The 25,133-nt window shown below is 35.5% G+C and carries 22 protein-coding genes and 1 tRNA gene; 2 read left to right on the top strand and 21 right to left on the bottom strand.

Annotation, left to right across the window (positions count from 1 at the left end):
• Positions 1 to 5 precede the first annotated feature (5 nt).
• The 9 genes from pta to gap all read right to left on the bottom strand — a co-directional run bounded on the left by pta (position 6) and on the right by gap (position 9,723).
• Positions 6 to 992 (bottom strand): phosphate acetyltransferase, encoded by a 987-nt coding sequence (gene pta / locus PY770_RS02750; protein ID WP_275046069.1) that lies wholly within the window; start codon positions 990 to 992, stop codon positions 6 to 8.
• A gap of 9 nt (positions 993 to 1,001) precedes the next feature.
• A complete protein-coding gene (locus PY770_RS02745; RefSeq protein WP_103429140.1) occupies positions 1,002 to 1,694 on the bottom strand; it encodes a uracil-DNA glycosylase in 693 nt (230 codons plus the stop codon).
• 100 nt (positions 1,695 to 1,794) lie between these two features.
• A complete protein-coding gene (gene smpB / locus PY770_RS02740) occupies positions 1,795 to 2,268 on the bottom strand; it encodes an SsrA-binding protein SmpB (protein WP_014081830.1) in 474 nt (157 codons plus the stop codon).
• 14 nt (positions 2,269 to 2,282) lie between these two features.
• Positions 2,283 to 4,583 carry a ribonuclease R gene (gene rnr, locus PY770_RS02735; RefSeq protein WP_275046068.1) on the bottom strand — a complete coding sequence of 767 codons (2,301 nt, stop codon included), beginning with the start codon at positions 4,581 to 4,583 and terminating at the stop codon, positions 2,283 to 2,285.
• Between the two features lie 123 nt (positions 4,584 to 4,706).
• The gene (gene secG / locus PY770_RS02730) at positions 4,707 to 4,928 is read right to left on the bottom strand and encodes a preprotein translocase subunit SecG (RefSeq protein ID WP_395350402.1); all 222 of its coding nucleotides are present in this window, start codon (positions 4,926 to 4,928) and stop codon (positions 4,707 to 4,709) included.
• A gap of 158 nt (positions 4,929 to 5,086) precedes the next feature.
• Positions 5,087 to 6,406, bottom strand: coding sequence for a phosphopyruvate hydratase (gene eno / locus PY770_RS02725; RefSeq protein WP_139562405.1), 1,320 nt, complete (start codon positions 6,404 to 6,406; stop codon positions 5,087 to 5,089).
• Positions 6,407 to 6,491: 85 nt separating this feature from the next.
• Positions 6,492 to 7,256 (bottom strand): triose-phosphate isomerase, encoded by a 765-nt coding sequence (gene tpiA, locus PY770_RS02720; RefSeq protein ID WP_056958217.1) that lies wholly within the window; start codon positions 7,254 to 7,256, stop codon positions 6,492 to 6,494.
• Positions 7,257 to 7,414: 158 nt separating this feature from the next.
• Complete coding sequence (locus tag PY770_RS02715) at positions 7,415 to 8,632, bottom strand: phosphoglycerate kinase (protein ID WP_056958219.1); 1,218 nt, start codon at positions 8,630 to 8,632, stop codon at positions 7,415 to 7,417.
• 86 nt (positions 8,633 to 8,718) lie between these two features.
• The gene (gene gap, locus PY770_RS02710; protein ID WP_014081824.1) at positions 8,719 to 9,723 is read right to left on the bottom strand and encodes a type I glyceraldehyde-3-phosphate dehydrogenase; all 1,005 of its coding nucleotides are present in this window, start codon (positions 9,721 to 9,723) and stop codon (positions 8,719 to 8,721) included.
• 242 nt (positions 9,724 to 9,965) lie between these two features.
• Here gap and PY770_RS02705 point away from each other — a divergent pair.
• A tRNA-Arg gene (locus PY770_RS02705) sits at positions 9,966 to 10,037 on the top strand.
• 144 nt (positions 10,038 to 10,181) lie between these two features.
• A complete protein-coding gene (gene clpP, locus PY770_RS02700; RefSeq protein WP_103429146.1) occupies positions 10,182 to 10,775 on the top strand; it encodes an ATP-dependent Clp endopeptidase proteolytic subunit ClpP in 594 nt (197 codons plus the stop codon).
• A 59-nt stretch (positions 10,776 to 10,834) separates the two neighbouring features.
• Here clpP and whiA read toward each other — a convergent pair whose 3' ends face one another.
• From whiA to hprK, 12 genes are all read right to left on the bottom strand, one after another.
• Positions 10,835 to 11,767 (bottom strand): DNA-binding protein WhiA, encoded by a 933-nt coding sequence (gene whiA, locus PY770_RS02695; protein WP_056958225.1) that lies wholly within the window; start codon positions 11,765 to 11,767, stop codon positions 10,835 to 10,837.
• Positions 11,768 to 11,782: 15 nt separating this feature from the next.
• Positions 11,783 to 12,787, bottom strand: a complete 1,005-nt coding sequence (locus tag PY770_RS02690; RefSeq protein ID WP_014081821.1) for a gluconeogenesis factor YvcK family protein — start codon at positions 12,785 to 12,787, stop codon at positions 11,783 to 11,785.
• On the bottom strand, positions 12,787 to 13,668 hold the full coding sequence (rapZ, locus tag PY770_RS02685) for an RNase adapter RapZ (RefSeq protein ID WP_103429147.1): 882 nt from the start codon (positions 13,666 to 13,668) through the stop codon (positions 12,787 to 12,789). Before rapZ ends, PY770_RS02690 begins: the two co-directional genes overlap by 1 nt.
• A 196-nt stretch (positions 13,669 to 13,864) precedes the next feature.
• Positions 13,865 to 14,530 carry an ATP-binding cassette domain-containing protein gene (locus PY770_RS02680; RefSeq protein WP_163601152.1) on the bottom strand — a complete coding sequence of 222 codons (666 nt, stop codon included), beginning with the start codon at positions 14,528 to 14,530 and terminating at the stop codon, positions 13,865 to 13,867.
• A 326-nt stretch (positions 14,531 to 14,856) separates the two neighbouring features.
• Positions 14,857 to 17,712, bottom strand: coding sequence for an excinuclease ABC subunit UvrA (gene uvrA / locus PY770_RS02675; RefSeq protein ID WP_139555196.1), 2,856 nt, complete (start codon positions 17,710 to 17,712; stop codon positions 14,857 to 14,859).
• A 12-nt stretch (positions 17,713 to 17,724) separates the two neighbouring features.
• On the bottom strand, positions 17,725 to 19,728 hold the full coding sequence (gene uvrB, locus PY770_RS02670; protein ID WP_163601151.1) for an excinuclease ABC subunit UvrB: 2,004 nt from the start codon (positions 19,726 to 19,728) through the stop codon (positions 17,725 to 17,727).
• 120 nt (positions 19,729 to 19,848) lie between these two features.
• Entirely contained in the window at positions 19,849 to 20,781 is a 933-nt protein-coding gene (trxB, locus tag PY770_RS02665; RefSeq protein ID WP_056958236.1) for a thioredoxin-disulfide reductase, read from the bottom strand.
• Positions 20,782 to 20,793: 12 nt separating this feature from the next.
• Positions 20,794 to 21,300, bottom strand: a complete 507-nt coding sequence (locus tag PY770_RS02660) for a thiol peroxidase (protein ID WP_056958237.1) — start codon at positions 21,298 to 21,300, stop codon at positions 20,794 to 20,796.
• Positions 21,301 to 21,416: 116 nt separating this feature from the next.
• Positions 21,417 to 22,295, bottom strand: a complete 879-nt coding sequence (gene galU, locus PY770_RS02655) for a UTP--glucose-1-phosphate uridylyltransferase GalU (RefSeq protein ID WP_275046067.1) — start codon at positions 22,293 to 22,295, stop codon at positions 21,417 to 21,419.
• Between the two features lie 18 nt (positions 22,296 to 22,313).
• Positions 22,314 to 23,330: an NAD(P)H-dependent glycerol-3-phosphate dehydrogenase gene (locus PY770_RS02650; protein ID WP_103429153.1), complete on the bottom strand. Its 1,017-nt coding sequence runs from the start codon at positions 23,328 to 23,330 to the stop codon at positions 22,314 to 22,316.
• 10 nt (positions 23,331 to 23,340) lie between these two features.
• Positions 23,341 to 24,156, bottom strand: a complete 816-nt coding sequence (gene lgt, locus PY770_RS02645) for a prolipoprotein diacylglyceryl transferase (protein WP_103429154.1) — start codon at positions 24,154 to 24,156, stop codon at positions 23,341 to 23,343.
• Entirely contained in the window at positions 24,156 to 25,118 is a 963-nt protein-coding gene (gene hprK / locus PY770_RS02640) for an HPr(Ser) kinase/phosphatase (RefSeq protein ID WP_056958033.1), read from the bottom strand. Before hprK ends, lgt begins: the two co-directional genes overlap by 1 nt.
• Between the last annotated feature and the right edge of the window lie 15 nt (positions 25,119 to 25,133).

Genomic DNA, 25,133 nt, shown 5'->3' with positions numbered 1-25,133 from the left:
TTGCTTTAATCCTTATCTGCTAATGCTTGAGTAGCAGTAATAATTGATACTTTATAAACGTCTTCAGCATTACATCCACGTGAAAGATCGGAAACTGGTTTGTTTAAACCTTGTAAAATTGGTCCAATTGCTTCAAAACCCCCCATTCTTTGGGCAATCTTGTAGCCAATGTTTCCAGATTGTAGTTCAGGAAAAACAAAGACCGTTGCGTGACCAGCAACTTTAGAATCTGAGTATTTCGCTTTGGCAACTGCAGGTACAAACGCAGCATCAAATTGCATTTCACCATCAATTGGCATTGCAGGATCCATTTCTTGAGCTAACTTAGTGGCATTATGCACTTTTTCTACCTCTGGACTCTTGGCAGAACCGTTAGTTGAAAAACTCAATAAAGCAACTCGTGGGTCAATATCAAATAGCCGAGCAGTTTTACCACTTTCAACTGCAATTTCAGCTAGTTGAGTTTCATTTGGGTTAATGTTGATGGCACAATCAGCAAAGAGATAACGTTGATCTCCCTTTTGCATTACAAATGAGCCACTAATTAAGTTAACACCGGGTTTTGTTTTAATGATTTGAAGAGCAGGACGCACAGTATCACCAGTTGGGTGAGCAGCACCTGAAACCATTCCATCAACATCATCCATATAAACCATGGTAGTTCCAAAATAATTAGGATCTTTAAGCCATTGAGCTGCTTGGTCAGCAGTAGTTTTTCCTTTACGTCGTTCAACAATTGCTTGTACCATTTGTTGACGAACTTCACCAGGAACATTTTCAATATCAACAATTTCAATGCCATCAAGTGATACGTTAAGAGCATCCGCCGTTTTCTTAATTTCAGCTTCGTTACCTAATAAAACTGGAATTGCTAAATCATCATTAGCTAAGCGACTAGCTGCTGAAATAATTCGTTCGTCTTCCCCTTCAGGAAAAACTAATTTAATTTTACGATCTTTAATTTTACTTTTTAAAATTTCAAATAAATCCATAATATTCTCCTATCGTTCCATTTCAACATTTTCCGGTAGTTGCCAATTGATTGGTCTTTCTCCCATAGCTTTCAAAGCAGCATTCGTCTTTGAAAATGGACGAGAGCCAAAGAATCCCCGATTGGCAGACAAAGGACTTGGGTGAGCAGATTCTATAACAATATTAGTATCAGTATTAATTAGATTAACTTTCTTACGAGCAGCATTACCCCATAATATAAAAACGACAGGCTCAGGTCGTTCAGATAATTGATGAATTGCATAATCAGTTAAATTTTCCCAACCTTCGTTACGATGTGAAAAAGCCACTCCATCTCGCACGGTCAAAACTGAGTTTAGCAATAAAACCCCTTGTTCAGCCCAGCTTTTCAAATAACCATGATTAACTGGTTTAATTCCTAAATCACTATCTAATTCTTTATAAATGTTTCGTAATGACGGTGGAATTTTCACACCGGGCTCTACTGCAAAACTAGTTCCAATTGCTTGATGTGGTCCGTGATAAGGATCTTGTCCTAAAATAACCACTTTCGTTTTGCTAAATGGGGTCCATTCGAACGCTTGAAAGATATGATTCATTGCTGGATAAATCTTATGATTCGAATATTCTTCCACCAAAAACTTTCGCAATTTTTGGTAATATGGTTTCTCAAATTCTGGCTCTAACACTGGCCACCAGTCGTTATCAATAAATCTTTTCACCCTTTTTCACCTCGTGAATATTTTAACATAGTTTTCACAAAAAAGTGATTGAACTCAATTAGAATTCAATCACTTTTTGTTTATTTAACTTTTAAACTGATTAATAATGTTTCATTACTCGATCAATTTGACGTTTTTGATCACGAGCTTTAATGTCGTGACGTTTGTCATATTCATGTTTACCTTTAGCAACACCAATTAGTACTTTTGCAAAATTATGTTTCAAGTACATTTTTAGTGGTACCACGGTTACACCTTTAGTTTGAACTGCATCAGAAAGCTTTCTAATTTCTTTCTTATGCAAGAGCAACTTCCGATTGCGTAATGGATCATGATTAAATTGGTTACCTTCAGTATATTCATTAATATGAATATTTTGAAGAAAGGCTTCTCCATTTCTAAAAGAAACGAATCCATCTTTCAAAGTAACCCGACGTTCTCTTACAGATTTTATTTCGGTCCCGGTTAATGCAATTCCTGCCTCAAAAGTCTCTTCAATAAAATAATCATGACGAGCCTTTCGATTGGTAGCCATTACATTATCGTTATTTGGCTTACTCTTCTTTTTGACCATTTTAAAATCAATCCTTATTTACGTTTTTTAATTGTAAAACTATGTGATGATTTATTTCCATTACCACGTTTTTGGTCATGGCTATTATTGCTCTTGTGGTTATTAAAACGACCACGGGTATGATTTTGTTGTTTCGGTAAAAGATCACTAATTGGAGTCTTTTCAACTTCAAGAATTTCAAAATCAACAGAACTTTGGTCAACATCAACACCAACACATTTAACTCGAACATCTTGTCCAATCTTAAAGGTCCGTTTTGTGTTACGACCAACTAAAGCCATGTACTTAGGTACATATTGGTAATAGTCATCTTTCATTCGACTAATGTGCACAAGTCCTTCAACCGTATTTGGTAATTCGATGAAAAGTCCAAATTTCATTACTGAACTAATTACTCCATCGTATTCTTCACCAATGCGATCACTCATGTATTCAGCTTTCATCATTGCATCCACAGCACGTTCAGTATCAACAGCCCGACGTTCTGTTTCTGAACAATGAACCGCTATTTCACCGACAACATCAGCATATTTAGCTTTAGTTGTGTCATTAATTCCGTTTTCTTCGTAGTAATGAATCAAACGGTGAATGAACATATCAGGGTAACGACGAATTGGTGAAGTAAAGTGAGTATAGTATTTAGCACCTAAACCAAAGTGACCAACACATTTATCACTGTACTTAGCTTGTTGCATACTTCTAAGCAACATTACTGAAACCATTGCTTCTACAGGTTTGCCAGCAACTTTAGATAAGATGTTTTGTAAGGTCTTTGGTTCAAGATGATCTGGATCAGCTTTAATGTTAATTCCAAATGCAGTTAAGAATTCAAAGAATTCCTTAACTCTTGTAGCGTCAGGCACTTCATGAATACGGTAAATGAATGGAACCTTAAGCTTATTGTAAGTTTCAGCAACCGTTTCGTTAGCTGCTAACATGAATGATTCAATTAAACGTTCTGCAGTTCCACGAGTTCTCAATTGAATATCAATTGGGTGTCCTTCTTTATTAACAATGATTTTTGCTTCATTATCATTAAAGTCGATTGCTCCACGTCTGCGACGAGCATTGTAAAGAATTTTATGCAATTCATTCATTGTTTCAAACATTGGAACTAAATCAGCATATTTCTTACGAGTATCTGCATCTTTATTTTCAATGATTTCGTTCACAGCGTTATAAGTCATCCGTGCTTTTGAACGCATTACACTAGGATGAACACGTGATTTAACAACCTTACCTTGAGGGGTAATTTCCATGTCACAACTCATACATAAACGAAGTTCACCTTCGTTTAATGAACAAATTCCATTTGATAAACGTCTTGGTAACATTGGAATAACTCGATCAGTTAAGTAACAAGAAGTCCCACGTTTGTATGCTTCACGATCAAGCATCGTTCCAGGCTTTACATAGTGACTAACATCAGCAATATGAACACCTAAATGATAGTTACCATTTGGTAATTTCCAAGCTGTAACAGCATCATCTAAATCTTTTGATTCTTCGGCATCAATAGTAACTAAGTCTTGGTCAGTAATGTCTTCACGACCATTAGTTTCTTCTGGGAGAACATGATCAGGAATTGCATCAGCTTCTTGCATAACATCTTCTGGGAATTGTGATGGAACATCATGTGCATATACAATTTGTAAAATGTCGATACCAGGGTCATCAACACTACCAATGATTTGCTTAGCAACCCCAACCATTGCATCGTGATGCTTTTCATTAGGATATTCAGTAATATCAACTAACACAACTTCACCAGGAGTGGGGTTAATTCCAGCATCAGTAACATAACATCTGTAACCAGCTAACTTTTTATCTTTTAATTTAATTTGACCAATGTAACCTTGATCATCTGTAGTTTTAAAGAATTCACCAACTACATGAGTGTAATGACGTTCAAGAATTTTGATTACTTTTCCAGCAGGGCCACGGTCACTACCCTTTTCAGCTGGTTTAGTGATTTGAACTTCAACTCGGTCTATGTTCATTGCATTCATAGTGTCATCTGGTGCAATAAAAGCATCTTCTGAATCATCATCAAAACCAACGAATCCGAAACCTTTTGAATTTGAGTGGAATACTCCTTCAATTTTCAATTCACTAGAATTGATTTTGAAGTTTCCATCATGAGTTACAACAACAGCACGTTCTCTTTCAAGAATGGCCAATTCTTGTACAATTAATTTGAAGGCAGCTGATCCATGATATTTCAATGCATCAGCAAGGTCTTCAACGCTATACGGTTTTTCTAGGTGAGATACAAGTTCATTCTTAATCTCATTTTTTAATTTATTATCTTCCAATATTTTTTCCTCTTCTACGTTTTACTTTATGTAATACATACATTATAAATGTTTTAATTTTTTCTTTAAATATTAAGCCCTTATAATACAAAAAAGCTCCTGTAATTAGACAGGAGCTTTTCTCTAATGCTGTGATATCCACATTAAAACTAATGCAATGGCAAAAAACAAAAAGCCTAAGATTATCGTAACTCTTTGAATAAATGATTCAAATCCACGTGATTTTGATTCTGAAAATAAATCGCTAGCGCCACCAGTAAATGATGACATAGCATCGTTATTTTTTGATGGTTGCATCAAAACAGCGCCAATAATCAATACGCTAACAATCCATAATAATATCATTAAGAAGTCAGTCAACGAAAATTCCTCCTACCCAAGTAAAAAGGGTCTATTAACTCATATAATCATTATATCACAGGTTTAAATATAATGCTAATTAGCATTATTAGGCACAAAAAAGAACCCCTAGCAAAGCTAGAAGTTCTTTTTAAAGGGTATTACTATTTGTTCATAATGTTTTCACGTGCTTGACGTGATAAGTTATAGAATGAGTGAATACCTTTGTATTCGGCAACTGAGCCTAATTGATCTTCGATTCTCATTAATTGGTTGTACTTAGCAATTCTTTCACCACGACTCATTGAACCAGTCTTGATTTGACCTGCATTAAGTGCAACAACTAAGTCAGCAATTGTAGTATCTTCAGTTTCACCTGAACGATGTGAGATAACTGCAGTGTAACCTGCTTCTTTAGCCATGTTAACAGCGTTAACAGTTTCAGTTAAAGTACCAATTTGGTTAAGTTTGATAAGGATTGAGTTTGCAACATCCATTTCGATTCCCTTTTCAAGGTAATCAGTGTTTGTAACAAATAAATCATCACCAACGATTTGTACTTTTTTACCAAGTTTTTCAGTAGCAACTTTCCAGTCTTCCCATTCGTTTTCATCCAAAGGATCTTCGATTGAAATGATTGGGTATTTGTCAACGATGCTTTCAAGTAAGTCAACAAATTCTGAAGCAGTGTATGAACGACCATCACCAACTAAGTTGTATTTCTTAGTTTTTGGATCGTAGAATTCTGATGAAGCACAGTCAAAGGCAATTGCAACGTCTTTACCTGGCTTGTAACCAGCACGTTTGATAGCTTCAATAAGAATTTCAAATGGTTCTTCGTTGTTCTTCAAATCAGGTGCAAATCCACCTTCATCACCAACAGCAGTTGAGTAACCTTTTTCGTTTAAAATGGCTTTCAATGCGTGGAAAGTTTCAGAACCCATACGAACGGCTTCTCTAAGTGTTGGAGCACCAACAGGCATAATCATGAATTCTTGGAAATCAACCTTGTTGTTAGCGTGCTTACCACCATTGATAACGTTCATCATTGGAGTAGGTAATACGTGAGCATCAAAACCGCCTAAGTAGTTGTACAAAGGAGTTCCAAGTTCATCAGCAGCAGCTCTAGCAGCAGCAATTGAAACAGCTAAGATAGCGTTAGCACCTAATTTAGCTTTGTTAGGAGTACCATCAAGTTTAATCATAGCTTGGTCAATTCCTAATTGATCAGTAACATCGTATCCAATAACTTCTTTGGCAATCTTATCGTTAACGTTAGCAACGGCTTTTTCAACACCTTTACCACCGAAACGGTCTTTGTTACCATCACGTAATTCAACGGCTTCGTGTTCACCAGTTGAGGCACCTGAAGGAACGATTCCACGTCCCATTGCACCATCTTCGGTGTAAACTTCAGCTTCAACAGTTGGGTTACCACGTGAGTCTAAGACTTCGCGTGCATATACATCAGAAATAAGTGACATAATAAATCTCCTTGGTAGTTTAATTAACTATATTTAATTTACAATTAAATTCTACATTTTTAAAATGAACAATGCAATCATTTAATCAACTATTAAGCATTTTAAAATTTGCAAGCTTAACAAACTCGGAAGCACTAAGGCTTGCTTTACCTGCTAGAACCCCATCAATATCATTTTCTTTCATCAAAGATTTGATATTTTTTTCAGTGACACTACCACCATAAAGTACCCGAATTTGATCAGCAACTTCATCAGAATAGATATCAGCGAGTGTTTGACGAATTAAATAGCAGCCTTCTTCTGCTTCGGCAGTTGAAGCACTGTGACCCGTTCCAATTGCCCAGCTGGGTTCATAAGCAATAATAATCTTAACGGCATCTTCTTCAGAAACTCCTTGAACAGCTGCTGTAACTTGACTAACCACCCAGGAAAAATGATCGCCGTTATCAACTCTTCCCATTGTTTCATCGCAACAAATAATTGGAATCATCCGATTGTTTAAAACAGCATGGACTTTTTTGTTAATAATGTCATTAGTCTCATTAAAGTAGCGTCGTCGCTCAGAATGACCAACGATTACATAACCAACACCCATTTCAGAAAGTGCTAATGGACTGACTTCACCAGTATATGCTCCACTATTTTTATAAAAACAGTTTTCAGCAGTGATTTTCAAAGGACTCTCAGCATTATGTTTAATCATCGATTCTAAAAAGAGAGGTGACGCAGCAATTGCCGTTTCCACTTCGCTTGCAACTGGTAATTTATCTTTAATTTCTTCGACAAACTCAACCGCTTCATTAAGTGATAAGTTCATCTTCCAATTTCCACCAATAAAAGGAATTCGCATTTTAAAACCTCCTCTCGCTTCTCTATTTTAATTCTAGCCGAATTTATCTTTAATAACTAGTAAACATTCTAATTAAAAAGATAAATAAAATTAGGCGACCTATTTACTGACAGACTATCAGTAACAAATCGCCTAATGATTAAAGCATTTAATTTAAATTAATCTTTGTTAGAAACACATGCAATCCCAGGTAAAGTTTTACCTTCAAGGTATTCAAGTGAAGCTCCACCACCAGTTGAAATGTGGGTAAGCTTGTCAGCTACACCTAATTCTTTAACAGCAGCAGTTGAATCACCACCACCAACGATTGTAGTAGCATCTTTTAAAGTACCTAAGAAACGACCAATTGCTAAAGTACCTTCAGCAAATTTAGGCATTTCGAAGACACCCATTGGTCCATTCCAAACAACAGTTTTAGCATCTGCAAGGACACCTTCGAAAAGTTTGATTGATTTAGGTCCAATATCAAGAGCCATGTAACCGTCAGGAATTGCTCCATCAACGATTTTAGCATCAGCATCATTTGAGAATTTATCAGCAACTACAGAGTCAACTGGTAAAACAATCTTGTTTCCGCCCTTTTCAAGGATTTGTTTAGCAACATCAATCTTATCTTTTTCAACAAGTGAGTTACCAATTGAAATTCCTTTAGCAGCGTAGAAAGTGTAAGTCATTCCACCACCGATAATAATCTTATCAGCTTTATCTAATAAATGATCAATAACACCAATCTTATCAGAAACTTTTGCACCACCTAAAATGGCAACAAATGGGTGTTTTGGATTGTCAACAGCATTACCAAGGAATTTGATTTCTTTTTCAAGCAAGAAACCGGCTGCAACTGGTTTGCCAGCTTTTTCCATGGCAGTTGCAATTCCAACGTTAGAAGCGTGACTTCTGTGAGCAGTACCGAAAGCATCGTTCACAAATACGTCACCTAATGAAGCCCAGTATTCACCTAATTTAGGATCATTTCCAGATTCACGTTTAACGTTTTCACCGTTAACAACATCTTGGTAACGAGTGTTTTCAGCTAACAAGATTTGACCATCTTGCATTTTATCGATGGCTTCTTCTAATTGAGGACCTTCGTTAACTGGTACAAAGATAACTGGTTTTTTGATTAATTTTGAAAGCTTTTCTGCAACGGGACGAAGTGACAAACCAGGTTTGTCATCTTCTGATTTAATCCGACCTAAGTGAGAAAGTAAAATTGCTTTTCCACCATGGTTAATTACCCATTCAATTGAAGGTAATGCAGCAACGATACGGTTATCGTCACCTACAACACCATCTTTAACGGGAACATTAAAATCAACCCGCATAAGGACATCTTTACCTTTAAGGTCTAAATCATCAATGATTAATTTACTCATTATGCAATTCCTCCAATATTAATTGATAAAACAAAAGACGCAGGAGGTTTAACCTCCTCCGCCCTTTTCAAACTACAATTTAATGATTAAAGAGTAGCAAAGTGTTGTAAAGTACGAATCATGTTACAAGTGAATCCCCATTCGTTATCGTACCAAGCAACAGTCTTAACTAATTGAAGATCACCGTTTTCAGTGATTTCAGTTTGACTTGGGTCAAATACTGAACCGTGTGAGTCTCCGATAACATCAGTTGAAACCATGAAGTCGTTAGCGTAACCAAAGGCATCGTTTTCGTGTTTCTTCATAGCTGCGTTGATTTCATCAACAGTAACTTTCTTGTCGAGAACTGAAACTAATTCAGTTAATGAACCGTCAATAACGGCAACACGTTGTGCATGACCTTTTAAGATACCATCAAGTTCTGGAACAACAAGACCAATAGCCTTAGCAGCACCTGAACTGTGAGGAATAGTGTTAACAGCAGCAGCACGGTTGTTAGCAAATTTAGCGCTACGAGGTCCATCTTGAATTGCTTGAGTAGCAGTGTAAGCGTGAACAGTAGTCATAGTACCAACTTTAAGGCCAAATTCTTTGTTAAGCCAGTTAGCCATAGGTGCTAAACAACTAGTAGTACATGAACCAGCAGATACAATTGTGTCACTTGCGTTAAGAGTATCAAGGTTAACACCAGGAACAACAGTCTTAATATCACCAGCTGGAGCTGAGATCAAGACACGTTTTGCGCCAGCATCCAAGTGAGCTTGTGATTTTTCTTTTGAAGTGTAGAAACCAGTACATTCAAGTACAAAGTCAACACCATCGTTTTTAACCCAAGGAATGTTCTTTGCATCACGTTCTGCGTAAACAGGGATACGTTTACCGTCAACAATGATTGCATCTTCAGTTGATTCAACTTTACCAGGAAATTTACCGTGAACTGAATCATATTTCAATAAGTAAGCTAACATTGAAGGTGTAGTTAAATCGTTAATTGCTGCAACTTCAATATCTTTTGAATCCAATTCGTGGATACGTCTAAATGCTAGACGACCAATTCTTCCGAAACCATTAAGACCAATTTTTACAGTCATAATATGCTTCCTCCTTTAGGAATGTTTTATTTTAAATACATGTCATATCTTACCACTTTTACCTAAAAATGTCAGCGATTTCATTGCAGACTCCTAGATTCAGCGGCAAGCATAGCGATAACGTAGTAATCTTACCTACGGCCTTAGTATAGCAAATCAAAAATTTAATGAAAAGCAATTACATTTTTGATAATAACTTGAATAATTAAAGGTTTTACTTTAGAATAATAGATGCAAGTTTTGCAACCCTAGTGTAATGGATAGCACGTAAGATTCCGGTTCTTGAGATGAGAGTTCGACTCCCTCGGGTTGCATTTTAGACCTTAATTTTTAAGGTCTTTTTATTTTGTCCCTCTATAGGTTCAAATAATTGACCTTGGTTGACCAATATTATAAGATAAAGCCATGAATTTAGTTATTCAATATTAATTTTATTATAGAAAGAAGAGGAAGTTATTATGCCTTTAGTTCCAACAGTTGTTGAAAACTCACCACAAGGTGAACGTGCATATGACATCTACTCACGGCTTTTAAAAGATCGCATTATTATGCTTTCTGGTGAAATCGAAGATAACATGGCCAATGCAATTATTGCCCAATTATTATTCCTAGATGCCCAAGATTCAGATAAAGATATTTACTTATACATTAATTCACCAGGTGGTGTGATTACATCTGGAATGGCAATTTACGATACCATGAACTTCATCAAATCTGATGTTCAAACTATCGTAATGGGAATGGCTGCTTCAATGGCGTCCGTTCTTGCTACTGCCGGTACCAAGGGTAAGAGATTTGCCCTCCCACATTCACAAATTATGATTCACCAACCTTCTGGTGGAGCACAAGGTCAACAAACTGAAATTGAAATTGCGGCTAAGGAAATCCTTAAAGCCCGTAAGATGATTAACAAGTTATTGGCTGATCACTCTGGTCAACCACTTGAAAAGATTGATCGTGATACTGAACGTGATAATTATCTATCAGCTCAACAAGCCGTTGATTACGGTTTGATTGATGGAATCATGACTAACAGTGCCGATAAAAAATAATTCATCGTATTTTAAAAGCAGCTAAGCTCTGATTAATTTCAGAACTTAGCTGCTTTTTTTTATGCATTTTCTCGTAATTGATCAGCTAAATCATTAATTTTATGAAGCCGATGATTAACTCCGGACTTAGAAATTGGTCCACCTGGAATTATTTCACCTAATTCTTTCAAACTAACTTCTTGATTATTCATCCGTGTAATCGCAACATCACGCAACTTTTTAGGTAAACTATCAAGCCCTAATTTTTCTTCAATAAATTTAATATTTTCAATTTGTTTCGTTGAGGCATTAGCAACTTTATTCATATTAGCGTTTTCACAGTTTACTAAACGATTAACTGAATTCCGCATATCGCGAACAATGCGAATATCTTCAAATTTCAACATTGAATTAGTGGCACCGATTAATTGTAAAAAGTCGGCAATCTTCTCTGCTTCCTTAATATAAACAATGTAGCCACTACGGCGGGCCGTTTCTTTGGCACCCAAGTTATATTTATTCATCATTTCAGCCATCATTTGATTATGATCATCGTAAAGAGAATAAATTTCTAAGTGGTAGCGAGATGTTTCCGGATTGTTAACAGATCCTCCCGCTAAAAAAGCCCCACGTAAATAAGAACGAACCTGCATATCATTTTTTAAGAGTTCAACTGGAACTCGTTCTAAAATCTTTTCTCCGTCAAAAATTCCTAAATCTTCCAATACATCCCGAACATTTTGATTCAAACGCACAATATAAAGATTATTTTTTTTGAGCTTCATTTTACGACGCACAATTACATTAGCTTCTACTTGATAAAATTTAAGCAATAAACTATAAACACGACGCGAAATTGCGGAATTTTCTGATTGAAACTCCAACGCTAATTTACCATTGGAAATTTTCAAAGTCCCATTCATTCTAATTAATGCCATTAATTCTGCTTTGGCATTCTCTCGATGAACTTCTAAATTCGTCAATTCTTTTTTTACTTCGCTAGCATATGACATTGAAGTGAACCCCTATTAATTAAATTTTGGTTGTCCCAAGAGTCGAATTAATTCATTTGTAACTAATTCACCATTATGAAAAGCACCATGATCACGTAATTCCAAAAAATCAGATGAAATCACACGACAGCCTAAAGCTTTCAAACCTCGATAATCAGGGATAACAGGTTCAGATTCATCACTCCACCGTTGTCGATCAATGTATTCACTTGGAACTGGTTGATTATTAACTAAAACTGTATCAACGAACTGATTTCCTAGTTGACAATCTAAAACCCGGACATGATCAGCATCGGTAAAGTTCGTGGTTTCGCCACGTTGTGTCATAATATTACAAATATAAACAACCTCAGCAGGCGTATCAATCACGGCTTTTCCAACGTTACTAACCATTAAATTGGGTAAGATACTCGTATATAGACTTCCGGGTCCTAACACAATTTGATCCGCATTCATAATCGCATCAATTACTGCCGGCACTGCTTCTGGCTTTTTATCTCCATTTGCAGATTCTACCCAAACTCGTTTAATCATCTTGTCGGCCTTAGTAATTTCAGACTCTCCCGTCAAAGTTGTGCCATCAGTAAATTCCGCGTGTAAAACCAAACTTTCATCACACACTGGATAAACGTGACCGTCGACTTTCATCATCCTAGTTAACATTTGAACCGCATCAAAAAAGCCGTCTTCCATCTCAGACAAGGCCGTAATGATTAAATTACCAATGGCGTGTCCAGACAAAAATTTATCAGTCGATTTAAACCGATATTGAAAAATGTCTAAATCAATTTGCGGTAAATTAGAAAGACTAACTAGCACATTTCGGATATCTCCAGGTGGTAACACATTAATATAATTACGTAAAATTCCAGATGATCCACCATCATCAGCTACAGTTACGATAGCAGTAATATCAACATCTCTTTTTTTTAAATTTTGCAAAATAACTGGTAACCCAGTTCCCCCACCAATTACGACCATTTTAGGTCGACTAATTTGTTTGGCTAATTTATTTACCATTAAATATTGGCCCCTTTATAACGACCGATTTCACGATGAGTAATGTTAACTCGGAATCCCAATTTTTTTAAAGCAAGTCCTAATCGTTCTGTCATCGCAATCGAGCGGTGTTGACCACCTGTACATCCGATTGCAATTGTTTCACTTGCCTTAGAAGTTCCCTTGATTTTGGGAAGTAAAAATTTCATTAAATCATAAACTTTAGCAAAATATTCATCAGCATTCTCTTGTTGCATAACAAAGTCATACACTGGTTTATCTTTACCAGTTAAGTTACGTAAACTTTCTACATAATATGGGTTAGTCAAAAAGCGGACATCAAACACCATGTCAGCATCAATGGGAATTCCATATTTAAAGCCAAATGACATTAATTCAACGTGAAACGGTTCTTCTCCATAATTTTCAAATTTTTCAATCAATTCTTGCCGAAGTTGTTTAGGCGAAAAGTCAGTAGTATCAATTACCAGATTAGCTGCATCTTTTACTGGTTCCATTGCCTTACGTTCTTTTTTAATTCCATCAATTAGACGACCATTGCGGGCTAAAGGATGGTCCCGTCTGGTTTCTTCATAGCGAGTTACAATCTTATTGTCAGACGCATCTAAAAAAATAACGTTCTCATTTTTATTTTTGTTATGTGCAATTTCAACTAAAGTATCAACCACATCATTAGCTGAGCCTGGGGCACGTAAATCAATTACCAATGCAACCTTATTGATTTCACGTGAAGTTCTGATTAATTCAGAAAACTTATAGATTAAATTTGGTGGCAAATTATCTACACAAAAATAGCCCAAATCTTCAAACGTTTGGATTGCACGAGTTTTTCCCGCACCACTCATTCCTGTAATAATTATCAATTGATCATTATGTGTCATTTTAATCCCCCCAAGCTTTCGTCAAGTATAACATACCGGGCGTTTCACTTAAAACAAAAACAAAGACTCAATCCAGTTATATTTTATCCAACTGGATTGAGTCTTTCATTAGCATTAATAATTTTTTTAATTAACAAATAATAACCATTCTCTTTTCGACTATAACGTTAACACCTCAGTAGTTTTCAAAAATCAATCATGATTTACTTTCTCCAGATTTAAAATAATTTGAAAAATCCAAATTTTTATCTATTTTAACTTTTTTAGGTAAATTATGTGAAACGATAATTATTATCTTGTCTTTGAAAATCTCAATTATATTTTCCCAAATCTTATCAAATGTTTTATTATCCAAAGCACTAAATGATTCATCAAAAATCACAATCTCGGGAGTTGGTTGATTAATCATTAACCTTGCGATTTCAATTAGCTGTGCTTCTCCACCAGAAATTTTATTTTCATCAATTAAATCATCTAATCTTACTAATATTTTTTTAGAGAATCCATAGCCTTTTAATTTTTTAATCAATTCTTCTTTACTAATATTTTTTCCTAAAAGGATATTGTTCATTATTGTATCGTTAAAGATAATGGGCTTTGATGTACTTAGGAAAACATTGATATTTTCTTTTTTTAAACACTTGGTTAATATATCTAAAACCGTACTTTTTCCTAATCCTACACTACCTTTTAGTTGATAGATTCTTCCGTATCTTAAAGATAATTTTTTATTGATGATAAATTTACCTAATTTTCCAGAAATTATATTTATTCCATTATCAGCTAAATTAATTTTTGTTTGATAAATTGAATTTTCATATTTTAAATGATCAAATTCATTAATATTATTAATTTGTGGCACTATGCTAAAGAACGATAAGATTATTTGAATTAAAAGTGTTAAAGACGGTAATAACCATAAACTAACTTCATATGTAGCGACAAGAGTTCCTATTTTATGAATGCTTCTATACTGATAAACGATATAGGTTTAAAAAACAATTATCTTTAAAGTAATTAGTTGACTAAATTCAGAATGATTTTGGTCGATTTTTGTATAAAATTTTGAAAAATAATTAATCGAAAAAAGAACTTATTCCAATATAATATTGGAATAAGTTCTTAAAAATTGCCTAACCTTTTTAACAATTCAACATCATCGTTTTCACATAATGAATACAAAAAGTCTTATTTTTCTGCTGCTAAAGTTCGTTGATAATCTTTTTCTAGAATTGGTTTCAAATACTTACCAGTAACACTTTCGGGAACTTCAGTAATTTCTTCTGGTGTTCCAGTGGCAACAACTCGACCACCTTTATCTCCACCATCAGGTCCCAAGTCAATGACATGATCTGCTTGTTCAATTACTGCCATATTGTGTTCAATAATTAAAATTGTATTACCAGCGTCAACTAATTTTTGTAAGACACCTAACAAACGTTTGATGTCATCCGTGTGTAACCCAGTTGTTGGTTCATCAAGAATGTAGAAATTCTTTCCAGTGGAACGTTTGTGCAACTCAGAAGCTAATTTCATTCGTTGTGCTTCACCACCAGAAAGTGTAGTTGCTGACTGCCCAAGCTTTACATAGCCTAAACCAACATCGGAAATCGTTTGTAATTTACGCGTAATTTTAGGAATTGCTTTAAAGAATTCTAAGGCTTCGTTAACCGTTAAATCTAATACTTCAGCAATGTTTTTGCCTTTGTATTGAACTTCCAAAGTTTCAGAATTATAGCGTTTTCCATGACAAACTTCACAAGGAACATAGACGTCTGGCAAGAAATCCATTTCGATTTTTAAAATTCCATCTCCACGACAAGTCTCGCAACGTCCACCTTTAATATTAAAACTGAAACGCCCTTTTTGATAACCACGTAATTGGGCTTCATTTGTTTTGGCAAATAAGTCACGAATATCATCAAAGACCCCAGTATAAGTTGCCGGATTACTCCGAGGAGTTCTACCAATGGGACTTTGGTCAATACTTACTAATTTTTCAATGTTTTTATAACCAGTAATTGACTTATATTTCCCTGGTTTTTCTGAGTTATCATTTAATTTTTGAGCAAGAGCTCGTTTTAAAATGTCATTAACTAGCGTTGATTTACCTGATCCAGAAACACCAGTCACAACGTTAAATTCACCTAGTGGGAACTTAACGGTAATATCTTTTAAGTTGTTAGCTTGAGCGCCTTTGATTGTGACAAACTTTTTATTACCTTTACGGCGTTTTAAAGGAACTGGAATAAATTTCTTTCCAGATAAATATTGTCCGGTTAGAGAATTTGGATTCTTAGCAACCTCTTCAGGAGTTCCGGTTGCCATAATTTTTCCACCAGCTTGGCCAGCACCAGGTCCAACATCGACTAAATAATCGGCTGCCATCATCGTATCGTGATCATGTTCAACAACGACTAGAGTATTGCCTAAATCACGCATCTTTTTCAATGATTTAATCAATCTATCATTATCACGTTGGTGCAATCCAATTGATGGTTCATCAAGTACATATAAAATTCCAGATAAATTAGAACCAATTTGAGTTGCTAACCGAATTCTTTGTGCTTCTCCCCCAGATAAAGTTCGAGCAGACCGGGATAAAGTTAAATAACTTAAACCAACATTCAATAAAAATTCTAATCGATCTTTAATTTCCTTAATTACAGGTTTAGCGATTGCTGTATCTTTTTCACCAAATTTAGCTTTGGTAAAAAAGTCGAATTCATCTTCAATGTTCATCTGACAAACTTCGGCGATATTTTTTCCCATAATTTTAACAGATAACGCTTGTTGATTTAATCGATAACCATGACAAACTTGGCAGGTTAATTCACGCATATATTTCCGCATTTGATCACGCGTGAAATCACTGTTTGTTTCCTTGAAACGGCGTGCAATATTATTAATAACCCCTTCAAAAGGAACATCAACGTCTCGAACTCCACCAAAATCATTTTGATAGTGGAAATGAAATTCTTTTCCTTTTGAACCATATAAAATTAAATCACGTTGTTTCTTTGGTAATTTTTTAAAAGGCGTGTCCATATCAATCTTAAATGCTTTTGCGGCTTGTTCTAAGAGCTCTGGGTAATACTTTGAACTAATTGGATTCCAAGGTTCAATTACTCCTTCATTCAACGTTTTGTTGGGATCTGGAATTACCAAATCTTGATCAACTTCAAGTTTAACCCCTAACCCATCACAAGCAGGACATGCTCCTTGAGGTGAATTAAATGAAAAAAGACGTGGCTCTAATTTACCAATCGTAAAACCACACAAAGCGCAAGAATAATGTTCAGAAAAAAGCATTGGATCTCGTTTACCAAGAAAATCAATGTTGGCATATCCCTCACTTAAACGAAGCGCTGTTTCAAGTGAATCAGAAAGACGAGAATTAATTCCATCTTTCACAACAATTCGATCAATTACAATACTGATAATATGCCGTTTATTTTTATCCAAATCAAAGTCATCGGAAATATCGTGCATTTCGCCATCAACAATGACCCGCACAAATCCTTCTCGTTTAATTTGTTCAAATATTTTTTGATGCTTCCCCCGCTTATCGCGCACGATGGGAGAAAGAATTTGGAGCTTTGTTCGTTCTGGTAATGCCATAATCCGGTCAATCATTTGATCAATTGATTGACTCTCAATCACCGTTCCATCATTGGGACAAATTGGAGTTCCCACACGTGCCCATAATAATCGTAAATAATCATTAATTTCGGTTACTGTTCCAACCGTCGAACGTGGATTTTTGGAAGTCGTTTTTTGATCAATTGAAATTGCCGGACTAAGTCCCACAATTGAGTCAACATCTGGCTTATTCATTTGTCCTAAAAATTGACGAGCATATGATGAAAGACTTTCAACATAACGACGCTGTCCTTCTGCATAAAGTGTATCAAACGCTAATGAACTTTTACCAGATCCAGATAAACCTGTCATAACCACTAATTTATCTTTCGGAATATCTACGTCAACATTTTTTAAATTATGTTCACGAGCTCCTCTAATTTTAATTTTGTCATTTTCCATTTGTTTTTCACCTCACATATCTTTTTTTAATTTTTTAATTGTGTCTCGAAGTGATGCAGCTTGTTCAAAGTCTAATTGTTTAGCAGCTTCACGCATTTCATCACTTAAGTTTTTAATCATTTGTTCCTGTTCTTTATAACTCATTTGTTCAAAATCAGTTTCTGCAAATGGTTTTTTCTTATTGTACTTATCATCTTCATCCTGCTTGTAAGCCGAAATGGCCTTAGAAATTGGTTTGATAATAGTTTTGGGCGTAATATGATGTTCTTTATTATATGCAATTTGAATTTTACGACGTCGAGTTGTTTCATCCATGGCAGCTTGCATCGAGTCTGTTACTCGATCAGCGTACATGATAACGTGTCCGTTTTCATTTCGGGCAGCCCGACCAATCGTTTGGATAAGTGAACGTGGATTACGTAAAAATCCTTCCTTATCAGCATCTAAAATCGCAACTAATGAAACTTCCGGAACATCAATTCCTTCCCGAAGCAAGTTAATTCCAACAAGCACATCAAATTTACCTAAACGAAGATCTCGAATAATTCGAGTCCGTTCCAAGGTTTTAATGTCACTGTGAAGATAACGAACTTTAATCCCTAAATCTTTCAAATAATCAGTCAAATCTTCCGACATTTTCTTCGTCAAAGTCGTAACAAATGTCCGTTGGTTTTTCTTAATTCGTTCGTTAATTTCTCCAACTAAATCATCCATTTGATCCTTTGTAGGACGGACTTCAACCGTGGGATCTAATAATCCGGTTGGTCGGATTATTTGTTCAACCACTTGGCTACTATTTTCTAACTCGTAAGTCCCTGGTGTGGCTGACATATAAATAACTTGGTGAATATGTTTTTCAAATTCAGTAAAGTCTAACGGACGATTATCGTAAGAACTAGGTAATCTAAATCCATAATCAATTAATTGTTTTTTTCGCGCTTTATCCCCTTTAATCATTCCGTGAACTTGAGGAAGCGTCTGGTGAGATTCATCGACAAACATCAAGAAATCTTTTGGAAAGAAATCAAGCAATGTATAAGGTGGTTCTCCTGGTTTACGACGATCCATATAGCGTGAATAATTTTCAATTCCAGTGGTATATCCCATCTCACGCAACATTTCAATATCATATGTCGTTCGTTGTTTGAGTCGTTGTGCTTCCAACAATTTCCCTGATTTTTCCATGGCAGCCACTTGTTTTTCCATATCGGTTTTAATTTCAGGTAAAGCCACGTTCATCACTTCATCATTGGTCAAGAAATGAGTCGCAGGGAATAAAGTAACTTGTTCTGGATTTCCGAGTACTTCACCAGTTAGAGTATTAACCTGTGTAATCTTATCAATTTCATCTCCAAAGAATTCGATTCGATAAGCATTTTGCGTGCCAGATGCCGGAAAGACTTCGACAGTATCTCCGTGCACACGAAAACGACCACGATCAAAGTCAATATCATTACGTTGGAATTGAATGTTAACTAATTTACGTAATAAAACATCACGTTCCATTTCTTCTCCAACGTGAAGTGTAACTGTATGGTCCTGGTATTCTTTAGGACTACCTAATCCAAAAATTGAAGAAACTGAGGCCACGACAATTACATCATTACGTGATAACAATGCACTAGTTGCCGCATGTCGGAGTTGATCAATTTCGTCATTAATCGAAGCATCTTTTTCAATGTAAGTATCACTTGAAGGTACATATGCTTCGGGTTGGTAATAATCATAATAACTAACAAAATATTCAACAGCATTATTTGGGAAAAACTTTTTTAACTCTGTATATAATTGCCCAGCTAGAGTTTTATTATGAGCCAAAACTAAAGTAGGACGATTCTGATCTCTAATGACATTTGCCATTGTAAAAGTCTTCCCAGTTCCGGTTGCTCCTAGTAAAGTTTGTTCTTTATCACCCGCAGCTAATCCTTGATCCAATTTCTTAATGGCTGACGGTTGGTCCCCTGTTGGTTTATATTTTGATACTAAATCAAATTTTTTGTGTGATTTTGTAACCATCTTATACCTCTTTTTCAATTCGTAAGCGGGAATATTTCCCTATAATAGTATTATCCTAGCATACGAACATACTTTCGCCAAACAAAAAGAAGTAGTTAAATAACTACTTCTTAAATTGAATTATTTATTTGATTTTAAACTTTCAACGTAATCAAAAACACCTTGACCGGCAATTCCACCATCACCGACTGCAGTCGTAATTTGACGAAGATGCTTCTTACGAACATCACCAACAGCAAAGATTCCAGGAACCTTCGTTTCCATTAATTCGTTCGTATCAATCCAACCGGCTTCATCAGTAATTCCAATGTTACGGAATGCATCTGTCATTGGCAAAATTCCTACGTAAACAAATACCCCAGCAGCAGGAACAACTGTTTCTTCACCAGTTTGATTGTTTTTAATTTTAACATTAGTTACTTTACGATCATCACCTTGAATTTCTTCAACTGTACTATTCCAAATGAAATCGATATTATCACGATCAAAAGCGCGTTCTTGTAAAATTCGTTGAGCTCGCAATTGGTCACGACGATGAACCACTGTCACTTTCGCAGCAATGTTTGCTAGATAAGTAGCTTCTTGAATGGCAGAATCTCCACCACCAACAACGATTACATTATCGCCTTTAAAGAAAGCTCCATCACAAACAGCACAATAAGAAACTCCACGTCCACCATATTCTTTTTCGCCAGGTGCACCAAGTTTGCGATACTCAGAACCAGAAGCAATTACAACTGCAGAAGATTCGTACTCATCATCAGCTGTTTTTACAATTCTTTTATCACCATCGATTTCAATTCCGGTAACTTCCCCGTATCCATATTCCACTCCAAATTGAGTACTACTCTCATACATTTCTTCAGAGAGTTTAGGACCAAGAATTGACTTAAAACCAGGATAATTTTCGATTTCAGCAGTGTTGTTCATTTGACCACCATAAACACCACGATCAAGCATTAAAACTGATAATTCAGCTCGCGATGCATAAAGTGCAGCTGTCATACCCGCAGGCCCAGCTCCGATTACAATCACATCATATTTTTTTGTCATCTGAATCAACTCCTATTTATTAGTTAATTTTTCTAATTCTTTAATTACTAAATCATAATTAGGCTCGTGTGATACTTCGTGAACCATTTGTTCATAGACAATTTTACCGCTTGCATCAACAATATAGACTACCCGAGCTAAATGATCAAAGCCTGGAATATAAAGATGCATTGCTTTTCCAAATGAACCGTTAGCATCAGATAAAATTTCCATTCCATCAGCATCATGAGCAGCACACCAGTTTTTTTGACTAGCAACTGGATCATTAGAAACGGTGATAAATTTAATTCCTTTAAAATCACTCGCAACTTGATTAAAGTGAGCTGTTTCTAAACTACAAACGTCAGTATCAAGACTAGGAACCACACTTAATAAGGTTAATTGGCCTTCTAAGTCTTTTGTGGTCAATGTTTGACCATCTGCGTTAGTTAAAGTGAAGTCAGGTAAAAAGTCGTCATAATGAAGTTGATCATTACCCATTTTAGAACCAAAATCTTCGCCACCAATTGTTAATTTCATAATATTTTCTCCTCAAATTTTCTCTACTGCAATTATATTAACACATTTGCTTACTTTTATTTAGTAAAGTGATTAAAAAAAGATACTGACTAAGCAGTATCTTTTTTATTTGATTTTTATTTTTCTAATTTGTTAGCTAAATCAATGATATAAGCCTTCAAATCATCACTTAAATCTTGACGACGTAGTGCAAACTCAATGTTAGTTTCTAACCAACTAAGTTTGTTACCAGTGTCGAAACGATCGCCTTTGAATTCATGAGCATAAACTTTTTGGGTTTTGTTCAAAGTATCAATGGCATCAGTTAATTGAACTTCGTTACCTTTACCAGGTTTCGTAGTTTCCAAAACATCCATAATTTCTGGAGTAAACAAGTAACGACCAATGATAGCTAAATCACTTGGTGCATCTTCTGGAGCTGGCTTTTCCACGAATTGTTTAACGTCGTACATACCGTCGCTAACTTCTTCAATGGGATCGATCACACCATATTTAACGGTTTCTTCGTGTGGAACTCGCATTACAGCAAGCGTTGAAGCACCCGATTTTTCGTAACTATCAATCAATTGTTTAGTTAAAGGAACTTTATCAGTCATCAAATCATCACCAAGCATGACAACGAAAGGATCGTTCCCAACAAATGTTTTAGCAGTCAACACTGCATCTCCCAAACCTTTAGGATATGCTTGACGAATAAAGTAAATGTTCATATCATTCGTTTTTTGAACAGCTTTCAATATTTCATCTTTACCTTTTCTTTCAAGGTTTTGTTCTAACAAATAATTAGATGAAAAGTGATCTTCAATTGAGCCTTTTCCTGAACCAGTCACAATGGCCAAATCTGTAATACCAGAAGCCTTAGCTTCTTCAACAATGTATTGAATTGTTGGTGTATCAACAATTGGTAACATTTCTTTGGGAACTGATTTAGTTTCTGGTAAGAAACGAGTTCCTAAACCAGCAGCAGGAATAATTGCTTTTGTAACTTTTTTCATTTTGTAGACTCCTATGTATTATCCGATTTCAGAGCGGCCTTCACGAGTCATTAGTTTCATAATAGCATCTTTAACCGTTTCTTCATTATTTAACACGGAATGAATAGCATTTGTAATTGGCATTTCTACACCACGAGTTTTGGCCAAATCATAAGCGGCTTCACTAGTGGCAATTCCTTCAATTACCATTCCCATGTCTGCAACAATCTCATCGAGTTTTTTGCCTTTACCAAGTTGATATCCAGCACGCCAGTTACGTGAATCTTTACTGGTAGCAGTAACAATCACGTCTCCCATTCCAGATAAACCTGTAAACGTAAGCGGGTTAGCACCAAAAGAAACTCCTAAACGAGAAATTTCAGCTACCCCTCGTGTCATTAGTGCGGCTTTTGCATTGTCACCATATTCCAAACCATAAAGAGCACCTGCTCCTAAAGCAATGATATTTTTCAATGCACCACCAAATTCAACTCCAATTATATCACTATTGGTATAAACACGGAAATAGTCATTCATAAACAGTTTTTGGAAATGTTCTGCCGATCTCATATCTTCACTAGCAACTGTAATTAACGTAGGATCATGTTTGGCAACCCCTTCAGCTTGACTAGGTCCGGAAATAACTGAAACTGTCTTTCTATTTTCTGGATTAATTTCTTCTTCTAGAACTGTTGAAATTCGGTCAAAAGTTCCCTTTTCTAATCCTTTACTACCATGAATGATATAAGGCTTGATTCTTTTTTTAGCTAAAATTTGGTTAACCACTTTAGCAACGGAACGAGTTGCTTGAGACGGAACGATAAATAAAACATCATCTACGCCATCAAGTGCATCTTTCAAAGAGTCTGTTGCTTTCATTGATTCTGGAAAGGTAAAATCTTTTAAATAATGAGAATTTGTATGTTGGGTGTTAAATTCTTTAACTTGTTCAGGATTACGAGCATATAAACGAACATCGTTTCCATTTTGATGAAGAATATAAGCTAGCATACTACCCCAAGATCCAGCACCTAACACAGCAATTTTTTCAGTCATTGTAACTCCTTTAATTTTGGTAATCATACCAAACTAGATTATTAATTTTATTGCGACGATAAATCATCAATCCCATTGCTCCAAAAAACAAGAAAATTGACAAAATTTGTGAAATTCGTAGCGGCCCAAACATCAAACTATCAGTCCGCATTCCTTCGGTAAAAAAGCGACCAAACGAATACCACATTACATAAGCAAGAAAGATTTCTCCCCGTTTAAATAATTTATCAGAATGACGCATAATCATCAATAGTGCAAACCCAGATAAATCCCAGATTGATTCATATAAAAAAGTAGGCTGACGATAGAATCCGTCAATAAACATTTGTTGAATGATAAAGTTTGGTAAATGCAAATGTTCCAAAAATGTAAGGCTCGTATGTGCTCCAAAGGCTTCTTGGTTCATAAAATTACCCCAGCGACCAATTCCTTGTGCCATAATCACGGTTGGTGCAGCAATATCAAAAATCTGCCAAATATTTAACCCATGATTTTTGCAGAACCAGTACATAAAAATTCCGCCACCAATTAGTGCTCCATAAATAGCGATTCCACCGTCCCAAATGGCAATGATTTCACTAGGATGCTGAGCATAATATGGCCATTGGAAAATCACATAATAACAGCGAGCTGAAATAATGGAAATTGGAATTGCCCATAAGATTAAATCGTACAAATAATCTTCGTTTAATTTTTGACGTTGAGCTTCTTTCATTGATAGATAAATGGCAATCAACACAGCCGAAGCAATAAAAATTCCATACCAACGAACATGAAACGGACCAAAATTAAGTGCAATTGGACTTAAAGTTAAAAAATCAACCACTAATTATCACCCTTTTTCAATTCTTTAGTATCTCGGCTACCATTATCTTTAATTAAGGTATTTAATTGGTTGTCAAAAACGTCTAAAGCATTATATCCCATTGAATTTGCTCTAAAGTTCATCGCAGCCGTTTCAATAATAATCGCTAGGTTACGACCAGGTTTAACTGGAACGTTTATTTTTTTCACATCAACATCAAAAATCTGAACAGAATCTTTTTCAGTTCCTAAACGATCATATTTAGTATCTTTATCCCAAATATCTAGGTGAACAATTAAATCAACCTTAGTTTCAGAACGAACCGCACCGGCACCAAACAATGTCATCACATCAATAATTCCAATTCCACGAATTTCAAGTAAATGACTCAAAATTTTAGGGGCAGTTCCAATTAAAGCTTGTTCATCTTGTTGGTAAACTTCTACTCGATCATCAGCAATTAAACGATGTCCCCGCTTAACTAATTCAAGTGCAGTTTCACTCTTACCAATTCCAGAATCACCTGTGATTAAAACACCCAATCCGTAAACTTCCACTAAAACTCCATGAATTGACTTACGTGGAGCTAATTTAGCTTCCAAAAAATCAGTCATGTTACTCAAAACACGCGAAGTATTAAGCTTTGATTCTAAAATTGGAATATGTGCATTTTTACAAGCTTTTACTAATTCAATTGGTGGTTCAATATCTGTTGAAATCACAAAAGCAGGTGTGTCTGGTTGACACATTTTTGTCATATCTGCAGTTAATTCTTTTTCTGGCAAATGTTTTGCAAATGAGGTTTCAGTAATTCCTAATAATTGAATTCTTTCAGAAGGATAATAATCAAAATAACCGGTTAATTCAAGTCCTGGACGAGAAATATCACTAGTTGTGATAGGACGATCTAAATATTCTTTTCCCCAAAAAACATTGAGATGGGTATTATCAACTAGTTCCTTTACGCTAACACTTTTAGTCATAAAAAAACCTCCTTT

It is taken from the genome of Fructilactobacillus sanfranciscensis, from assembly GCF_029023685.1.
GTDB classification, from domain to species: domain Bacteria; phylum Bacillota; class Bacilli; order Lactobacillales; family Lactobacillaceae; genus Fructilactobacillus; species Fructilactobacillus sanfranciscensis.
The sequence above is the reverse complement of the archived record's forward strand: the minus strand, read 5'-3'. Positions and strand labels throughout refer to the sequence as shown.